Origin of the sequence: Streptomyces sp. NPDC050619 (assembly GCF_040654815.1) — a bacterium.
GTDB lineage: Bacteria > Actinomycetota > Actinomycetes > Streptomycetales > Streptomycetaceae > Streptomyces.
The window spans coordinates 1-1061 of record NZ_JBFAIR010000187.1 but is presented as its reverse complement, the minus strand read 5'-3'; the positions used below and the strand labels follow the sequence as shown (position 1 = coordinate 1061).

General features: G+C 69.7%; 1 protein-coding gene and 2 pseudogenes. 1 reads left to right on the top strand and 2 read right to left on the bottom strand.

All coding sequences use genetic code 11. The features are described from left to right. A pseudogene (locus tag AB0I77_RS53925) lies at positions 1–117 on the top strand (LLM class F420-dependent oxidoreductase); the annotation flags it as partial. On the opposite strand, the pseudogene AB0I77_RS53920 reads toward AB0I77_RS53925, so the two are convergent. Together AB0I77_RS53920 and AB0I77_RS53915 are read right to left on the bottom strand one after the other, a co-directional pair. Further along, positions 104–274: pseudogene (locus AB0I77_RS53920) on the bottom strand (GvpL/GvpF family gas vesicle protein); the annotation flags it as partial. The pseudogenes AB0I77_RS53925 and AB0I77_RS53920 sit on opposite strands and share 14 nt — an antisense overlap. A 178-nt stretch (positions 275–452) precedes the next feature. Beyond that, the coding region (locus AB0I77_RS53915) for an ANTAR domain-containing protein (RefSeq protein ID WP_363290390.1) at positions 453–1061 on the bottom strand (609 nt) is incomplete at its 5' end.

The window sequence follows — 1061 nt, the reverse complement described above, 5'->3', positions numbered from 1 at the left end:
GCCCAGGGCCCGAGCCCGTTCGTCTGGTCCGTGATCGGCGCGCTCTCGCAGGCGGTGTCACTGCCCGTCGAGACCGCCGTCACTTGTCCCACCGTACGTATGCGGCCCGCAGTGGTTCCTGGGCGAAGTCCCCCTCCGGTACGTGGCTCACGACGGCGACCAGGCCGTGGTGGGTCAGCAGCCTGGGCGGGTCGCCCGCCACGCCCGTCAACTGAGCCTGGAGGGCGCCGCCGAAGGGGCGGCAGACCGCGTATACGTAGCGCATTCCCGTCATCCGGACTCCTCCCGCACGCGGACCGGCTCCAGTTCGGCCAGACGTTCCGGCAACTCGGCGTGCTCACGGGCAAGTTCACGTCCGTAGGGCTGCGGGAATCGAGACACGCGGCGCAGCCGACCCACCGGGAACAGCTGTACGACCGGGTAGCCGACGTGACGGTCAATCGTCGTTCGCGCTACCGGGAGGTCGATTGTGCCTCAGCCGTGCCGACCTTGGTCAGGACGTCGCTGAGTACCAGCTGTACGGACTCCGGCAGGGGGGTGCCGGAGACGGTGTCCACCAGGCCCTGGGCGACGCGGTGCACCTTGGCGTTGGTGTGTTGCGAGGTCATGACCAGAGCGCTCCAGGCGTCCTCCGGGGTGAGTCCGAAGGAGGCCATGAGGATGCCGCGGGCCAGGTCGATGGTCGGGCGCGTCTGCATGGCCCGGCGCAGCTGTATGACTTCGGTCCGCAGTCGCTCGTCGGCGCCGTCCGCCCAGGCCGGTGCCGGAAGCGGAGCGGGGGGAGGGGCGCGGTCGGCGGAGATTTCGGGTGCCGCCTCGGGGCCTGCGTCGTCCGAGGTGTCGGAATCGGAGTCGTCCGCCGCCTTGAAAAAGGGCCACGTACCGGTCAGCGTAAGTACGCGGTGGACGGCGGGACTGGCGGCGCGAATGGTCACGGTCTTGGACTGGCGGCGTGCCTGCAGCCTCACGGCCAGCAGGGTATTGAGTCCGGAGCAGTCACAGAACGTGACCCCGCTCAGATCGAGTTCGATGCCCCAGACCGACCGGGTCACCGCCGCGCG